Annotated in this window: 2 protein-coding genes; both read left to right on the top strand. The window is 58.8% G+C overall.

All coding sequences use genetic code 11. From position 1 onward, the window contains the following. The coding region (locus ACZ4Z4_RS38365; RefSeq protein ID WP_468338558.1) for a hypothetical protein at nt 1-322 on the top strand (322 nt) is incomplete at its 5' end. Between the two features lie 121 nt (nt 323-443). Further along, nucleotides 444-679, top strand: a 236-nt coding sequence (locus ACZ4Z4_RS38360; RefSeq protein WP_468338556.1) for a hypothetical protein, incomplete at its 3' end; no start/stop codon positions are given.

Below are 679 nucleotides of genomic sequence, written 5' to 3'. Positions count from 1 at the left end.
CAACGAAGGCAAGCCGACGGCGCCGATGTACACCATTCCGTTCATGGCCTACGCATCGCCCAAGTGGCGTGAAAGCCATGACTGGAGTTTTGCCGGTGACTTGCAGCGTCCCTACACCAGCTCGCAGCTGATCCATACCTGGGCCGACATGGCAGGGTTGAGCTTCGATGAACTGGACCACAGCAAGAGCCTGGTCAGCGACAGCTTCAAGCCCCGGCCGCGGCTGATTGGCGATCCGTATGCACGCCAGCAAAAACCGCTGATTGATTTCAGCCTGATCAAGCCCAAGCAAACCGACGCCGCCAACGTGGTCGTCAAGTAGCTTGAATCCCTCCGGGTTTCATCCGCGCAATGCGGTGAAACCCGACTTGGCCGCCAGCGCCAAGATAATAATTATTCTCGTTTATCGCTAAAGTTCCCCGCCTCCTTTCGTCTTTGAGCCAATGGCATTTTTCATAGACGACAAGGAGTTCGCCGCGATGTTCGCGCCTATTACCCGTTCCATGACCTTGACCCTGGGCCTCTTCAGCGTGGTGCTGAGCCCGGACCTGCTGGCTGAAAACGACCCCGACCAGGAATCGCAAGCGCCGGCCAAAGCCCTGGAACTGGGCAGCACCCGCATCACCGCCGACAGCCTTGGCGCCAACACCGAACACACCGGTGCCTACACCACAGGCTC

This window comes from Streptomyces sp. NPDC030245 (genome assembly GCF_055572995.1).
This window is presented reverse-complemented; position numbering and strand designations above follow the sequence as displayed.